At 69.0% G+C, this 5,764-nt stretch carries 5 protein-coding genes; 1 reads left to right on the forward strand and 4 read right to left on the reverse strand.

Annotated features, from left to right (window positions below; all coding sequences use genetic code 11):
- On the reverse strand, positions 1 to 294 hold a 294-nt coding region (locus QOL99_RS14615; RefSeq protein WP_285524900.1), incomplete at its 3' end, for a rhodanese-like domain-containing protein.
- 114 nt (positions 295 to 408) lie between these two features.
- Positions 409 to 1,062, reverse strand: coding sequence for a protein disulfide oxidoreductase (pdo, locus tag QOL99_RS14620; protein WP_285524902.1), 654 nt, complete (start codon positions 1,060 to 1,062; stop codon positions 409 to 411).
- 79 nt (positions 1,063 to 1,141) lie between these two features.
- Between pdo and QOL99_RS14625 the strand changes: the two genes are divergently transcribed.
- Complete coding sequence (locus QOL99_RS14625; protein WP_285524904.1) at positions 1,142 to 1,495, forward strand: rhodanese-like domain-containing protein; 354 nt, start codon at positions 1,142 to 1,144, stop codon at positions 1,493 to 1,495.
- A gap of 876 nt (positions 1,496 to 2,371) precedes the next feature.
- Here QOL99_RS14625 and QOL99_RS14630 read toward each other — a convergent pair.
- Both QOL99_RS14630 and QOL99_RS14635 read right to left on the reverse strand, forming a co-directional pair.
- Positions 2,372 to 5,197: a DEAD/DEAH box helicase gene (locus tag QOL99_RS14630; protein ID WP_285524906.1), complete on the reverse strand. Its 2,826-nt coding sequence runs from the start codon at positions 5,195 to 5,197 to the stop codon at positions 2,372 to 2,374.
- Positions 5,182 to 5,764 (reverse strand): hypothetical protein (locus QOL99_RS14635; protein ID WP_285524908.1); only part of this gene is annotated, 583 nt, incomplete at its 5' end. The genes QOL99_RS14635 and QOL99_RS14630, both read right to left, overlap by 16 nt.

The following is a 5,764-nucleotide window of genomic DNA, read 5'->3' on the forward strand; positions in this document are numbered from 1 at the left end:
GAGGACCCGGCTGGCCTGGGCGCTGCGGCTGCCGCTGCGGCAGATGACATAGACCTTGCGCCCCTGCGGCACCTCGTTCAGGCGGGCGGACAGGTCCTGAAGGGGCAACAGGACCGCGCCCGGCACGTGCCCCTGCGCGTACTCGGCGGGCGTGCGGACATCGAGGACGAACTCGCCCGACTGCTGGGCCGTGTGCAGGTCCTGCACGCTCACGGTGGTGTAGGCCTGCGGCGAAGCAGGGGCGCAGGAAACGGCCAGGGCGGACAGCCCCAGGGAAAGGGCAAGGCGGATCATGCNACTGCTGGGCCGTGTGCAGGTCCTGCACGCTCACGGTGGTGTAGGCCTGCGGCGAAGCAGGGGCGCAGGAAACGGCCAGGGCGGACAGCCCCAGGGAAAGGGCAAGGCGGATCATGCAGCCACCCTGGCCGCTTTCAGCACGCCCTGGAGAAAGGCCCGTTCAGGCTGGCCTCCCAGCACCCGCTGCGCGGTCACGCCCTCGATCACCGTGTCCGGCACACCTCCGATGCGGTAGTGGTCAGCCAGGTGAGGGAATCCGGTCGCCTCGACCCCCTCGGCGAGGATGTGGGCATTTTCGAAGGCGAAGCGGTAGGCGGTCAGCACCGCGCGGGGGCAATAGGGACACCCGGGCGTCACGAACGCCTGCATGTGGACAGGGACCGTGACTGCCGCGAGATCGGCGCGGAGGCGCTCAGGCAGGCCACTGTGTCCTGTACCCAGCATCAGCAGGGTGTCGATCAGGGTGCTGAACTCATAGCCGGCTGGCATCCCTACGAACCGGATGTTGCGGCGCCCGCTGCCCTGCTCGCGCAGGACCAGGGTGGGGGACTGGGTGAGCCCGAGGGCCTGAGCTTCGGGGCCGCTCAGCGGCAGCTCGGTCACGGTCAGGAGGCGGTGGAGTGCGGCGACTTCGTGGAGCAGCCTCAATGTGTCCTGCTGCGAGCCACGCCCACCCGTGGTGTAGACCCGGAGGTCTACCGGGACGGTCATGGTGCGGAGACGTTCTTCAAGCTGGGTGCGAATCTGGGTGTCTAGCAGGGTCATCTGTGGCTTCTATACCCCCCTGGGGTAATTGACTGTATACCCCTGGGGGTATATCGTGCAACCACTTCAGGAGGTCTCCATGCTGAACTGGCTGAAAACTCGCCTCAAGCCCACCCCCGCCGTGGACGTGCCGACACTGACGCCGCAGGAGGCGCAGGCGCGGATGCGGACGGGCGCCCTGCTGCTCGACGTCCGCACCGTGGCCGAACGCCAGGTCGCGTTCATTCCGCAGTCCAGGAGTCTGCCCCTCAGTGAGCTGCCCGGTCAGGCCGACCGACTTCCGAAAGACCGCGTCCTCATCACCCAGTGCGCCAGCGGCCACCGCTCCCGCAGCGCCGCGAGATGGCTTGCCCAGCGCGGGTATCAGGTCTATAACCTCGGCGGCGGCTTTCACGCCTGGCAGGCCGCGGGGCTTCCCACGAAGCAGCGCTGAGCCCGCCGGGCACCGTCCCCGCCCGCGAAGAACTCCGGTGGACACCGGGCGCCCGATGATCGTACAGATGGCCTCCCCGGCAGCCTGCGGGTGCGGTGCCCCTCCTGGCCCAGACACTGAACGTGTGGCTGCCCGGCCCTGGGCGAACCCCTGCGCGGTGGGCAGTTCCAGCGGGCACACCCGCAGTCGTCCTCGTGCCCTCCTAACGGCCCACCAGGAACACGTTCACCCAGGGCCGGTAGCTGCTTTTCAGGGTGTCCCGGCGCAGAACCTTGCTGGCCAGCGGAACACGGTGGTGCTGACCTGGCAGATACCGCCGCCCAGCGACCTCGTGCGGTCCAACAGCCGGTCCAGATCGAGCCCGACGGTCCTGCCGATGCCTCGCACTCCGGGCACATGCCCTGCGGCGTGTTGAACGAGTAGGTGTACGCCCGAATGCGTTCCGGCTCCACCACCCGGATGGTCACCTCCCGGATGGTGACCGGTCATCCCCACAGCGAGCGGCACACCACAGGTTCCGACAGCCGCAGGTGTATTACCAGCCCGCCTGAAGTTCCGCTGCCCGCCCCGGGGACGGTACAGCAGCACCGCCACGGTGGGCGCGCCCGCCGAGCCGGGCACGTCGGCGGGAGCAGGGTGGGTCATGGGCACCTCCTTGGACAGGGGCGAGGCACGGCCAGGTGGGCCGGACGAGGGCGGACCGGCCCGGGCGGACACAGGGAAAGACACCCGCGAAGGGTAGAGGTGCTGGCTCTCTTCACCAGAGGCTTGGAGGACGCACGTCCAGGGAGCTGCGAGCGTGTTCAGGCTACGGGACCCATCAGGACGGGGCAAGCGGGCGGGCGGGCTAGGGCCACCGGGCATGGAAGCTGCCGCTCACGACCGGGCAAGTCGTTCCCCCGCGTCGGCGCCAGCTTCCTGCCCGGGGACCCCCACTGGTGCCCACGCCACCCCGGTCACCGTGAACCCGGCGGGATGCAGTTCCTGGCCCGCGCCCCGGGCAAGCAGGCTGTGCAGCTTTTCCTCGAACCGCGGCCAGCTCCCAGCATTCATCACGGGTTCTCCCGGCTGGTCGGGAGCCGGTTGCAGGAGCCACGTGCTGAACTCCGGTGGGTTGACCTCCACCGCCTCGCCCTGACGCCGCAGCACCGCGTAGCTCTCGCTCAGCGGGCGGCCCCGGTCGTCCTGCCAGCGCAGCACGGCGCAGGCCGTGCCGTCTCCGGGCAGTGAGGTCTGGGCGACTTGCCCACTGAAGGCGTAGCCCCCGGCCGTCTGAAGAAGGTGCTTCAACAGCCGTGAGTTCCCGTCGAGCAGCAGAGCCTTGGCGGTACGGGCCAGGGTGCGGTCAAAGGCAACGCGCTGGTTTTGCTTGAGGCCGAGCAGGTCTTGCAGGTCGTCTGGCAGCTTGATCTCCCAGACCCGCTCCCCATAGAGACGGTGACTGATCGTCACGCCGAGCTGCGTGAACATGCCCTCCACGAAAGCGGTCAGGTGCTCCTCGCCTATGGGCAGCTCGCCGCGCAGGGCCCCTGGGTCGAAGCCGCTGGAGAATCGCAGCAGGTCATTCTGCTGCTGCGCGGCCTGACGCGCCCGGTCCAGCGCCTCCTCGATGCGGTCCTGGGTGCGCTGCGGCGTGTGGGCGGCCGCCTCGGCCAGGATTCTGTCCACGTCCAGGAAGCTGGCGAGTTCACCCACGATGTCCTCGCGCAGCCCCTCGCGGTACTCGTCGGCGACCCCAGCCATGACAGTGGCCACGGCCTCCAGGCGGTCATACATCTGCAGCAGGATGTCGTCGTCCAGGCTGCCCTGCACGTTCAGGTTGAACACCACCACCGGCTTGTCCTGCCCGTAGCGGTACAGGCGGCCCACGCGCTGCACCAGGCGCATCGGGTTCCAGGGCAGGTCGTAGTTGACTAGGATGTGGCAGCGGCGCTGCAGGTTGAAGCCCTCGCCGCCCGCCTCGGTGGACACCAGGAACTGCCCGGCCTCCTCGAAGTGGGCGATCGAGGCCATCCGCTCCTCCAGGCTTTGTCCGCCGTGGATGACGTCCACCCGACCCGGTGCGAGGCTTTGGAGGCTCGCGACGAGATAGTCCTGGGTCGAGCGGTACTCGGTGAAGATCAGGACGCGCTCGTCAGGGTTGGTTCGCAGGATGGTTTCCAGCAGGGTACCGGTGAAGGCGTGCAGCTTGGTGTCATGGGCACGCAGGCTGCGCGCCAGCGCGATAAGGCCCTGCAGCATCTCCGTCTCGCCGGAGAAGAACTCCGTGCGGCCCCCGGTGACCTGCTCCTCACGCTCCACGAAGGGGCTGCCCTCCTCGACCTCCACTTCCGGTCCCCCCGCCTCCTCGCTCTCCTCGCGCAGCTGGGTCTGTAGCCGTACCAGCCGCCGTTCCAGCGCCCCCTGGATGGCCGCCACGCTGGATGCCGCGAGCTTGCGGTAGATGGTCATCACGAAGCCGATGGCGATGTTGCGCTTCCCACCCTCACGACTCACCTCATAGCCTTGGAGCAGGTATCGGCGCAGCGCGCGGTCGAAGGCCTCCTCTTCCTCGTTCTGCGGCGCGGCCACCGCATGGGTGACCTTGCCCTTAAAGATGAAGTTGCCGTGCGCGTCGGTCACGTCTGCTTTCCGGTTACGGATCACCATGCCGGAGAGGAGCTGCGGTTCCATCCGGAGCCGCTGGATCCGCTCCCGCCAGACCGGGCCAGGCCGCAGCAGTTCCAGCAGCGCCTCGAAGCGGTCCAGGTCGCCCTGGTGCGGCGTGCCGCTGAGCAGCAGGACGTTCTCGGTCAGGCCCCGCAGCATGGAGGCCAGGTGGTAGCGCTCGGAGGTGGCGTACTTGAACCCATAGAGACTGCGTGACAGCCGGTGGGCCTCGTCGAACACGACCATGTCCCAGCGCCCCGACTGCCGGATCAGGTCGAGGTGCCGCTCATGCTTGAAGCGGTCCATCGAGCCGATGACCACCTCATAGAGCGGCCACTGGGCCGGGTCGCTGATCTCGAAGTCCCGGCCATAGACGACCGCCTGGCCCATCCCGAAGCGGGTGCGCAGCTCGGCCTGCCACTGCCGGGTCAGGCCCGCAGGGACGACCAGCAGGAAGCGCCGCAGGCCCTGCTGCCGGAGGGCCGAGAGCAGCAGGCCCACCTCGATGGTCTTGCCCAGCCCGACGTCGTCGGCGATCAGCCAGTTGAGGTTGCCGCTTTGAAGGATGTGCCGCACGAGGTGAAGCTGGTGCGGCAGCGGGTCGATGTCCACCTGCGCGAGGGCCCCCGTCGTCCGGTGCCAGTGCTGGAGGGCCAACGCGAGTTGACGGAGGCGGAAGCGCTCAGCGAAGCCGCTCGGTGGCCGCACGCCCGCCTCGAGCATCGACCGGGCGCTCCAGATGGGGACCAGGTTCTCCCACGGGAGCCAGTGCCGCCCGGCTCCCTCCCAGAACTCGACGAGCGCCTGCTCCCGGCTCCCCAGGGTGCGCAGCTCCAGGACGTGACCCTCACCCAGGGATGGGCGCAGGCTGCGCGGCTGCTCCTGCACGGCCTGACCCACCGGGAGACCACACCGCACGTCCTGCCGGGCCACCCGCGCCGAGCGGCCGTCTCCCCAGGTGACGACCAGTCGGCCGCTCTCGTGGCTGGTGACGGTGCCGACTTCTCCGCTCCGCGCATGCAGGACGTACGCGCCCACTACCGGGAGAAGCATTGGGCCTCCTGGGCGCACAGCCAGTACTCGAGGTCCACGTCCGGGTCAGCCCGGTCGAGGATGGCCCCCAGGCGCTGCGCGAAGGCCGGGAGCGCCCGTTTGGAGCAGGCCACCTCGGCGTACTCGTAGAGACGGTCAAGCAGGATGATCATCTCGTCGAGGCAGGGCACGCCCGCCGAGCGCCGGATCAGGGCCAGCCCCAGGCCCCAGGGCAGGCTGTCGTAGCGGCTGGTGTAGGGCGACTGAAAGTGAGTCTGCTCATGCCAGTAGGCCCGCAGCTGCAGCATCAGCTCGAACTCCTCGGGCGTCATGCCCTGCTCGATCTCACGCTCGATGCTCTCGCGCAGTTTGCCCCAGTTGTCGCGGTCGAGGGCGTCGGCCAGCGCCAGAAAGCCCCGCTGCCAGTTGTACTGCTCGCTAATGCGCACGGCCACGCGCACGGCCCGCTGGCGACGGGTGAGGCGACTAGGCGGCAGATGCGGCTCAGGTGTGGCCGGGTCCGGTGAGCGTGCCTGGCCGGGCAGGGCCGGGGCGGGCATCCGGATCCGCTGCGGCAGGGGAGGCAGC

It is taken from the genome of Deinococcus rhizophilus, from assembly GCF_030271215.1.
Taxonomy (GTDB): domain Bacteria; phylum Deinococcota; class Deinococci; order Deinococcales; family Deinococcaceae; genus Deinococcus; species Deinococcus rhizophilus.

What these genes read in the sequence shown, in the direction of transcription:
- pdo (WP_285524902.1), bottom strand. Translation starts at nt 1,062, where the DNA reads ATGACCCTGCTAGACACCCAGATTCGCACCCAGCTTGAAGAACGTCTC.
- QOL99_RS14625 (WP_285524904.1), top strand. Translation starts at nt 1,142, where the DNA reads ATGCTGAACTGGCTGAAAACTCGCCTCAAGCCCACCCCCGCCGTGGAC.
- QOL99_RS14630 (WP_285524906.1), bottom strand. Translation starts at nt 5,197, where the DNA reads ATGCTTCTCCCGGTAGTGGGCGCGTACGTCCTGCATGCGCGGAGCGGA.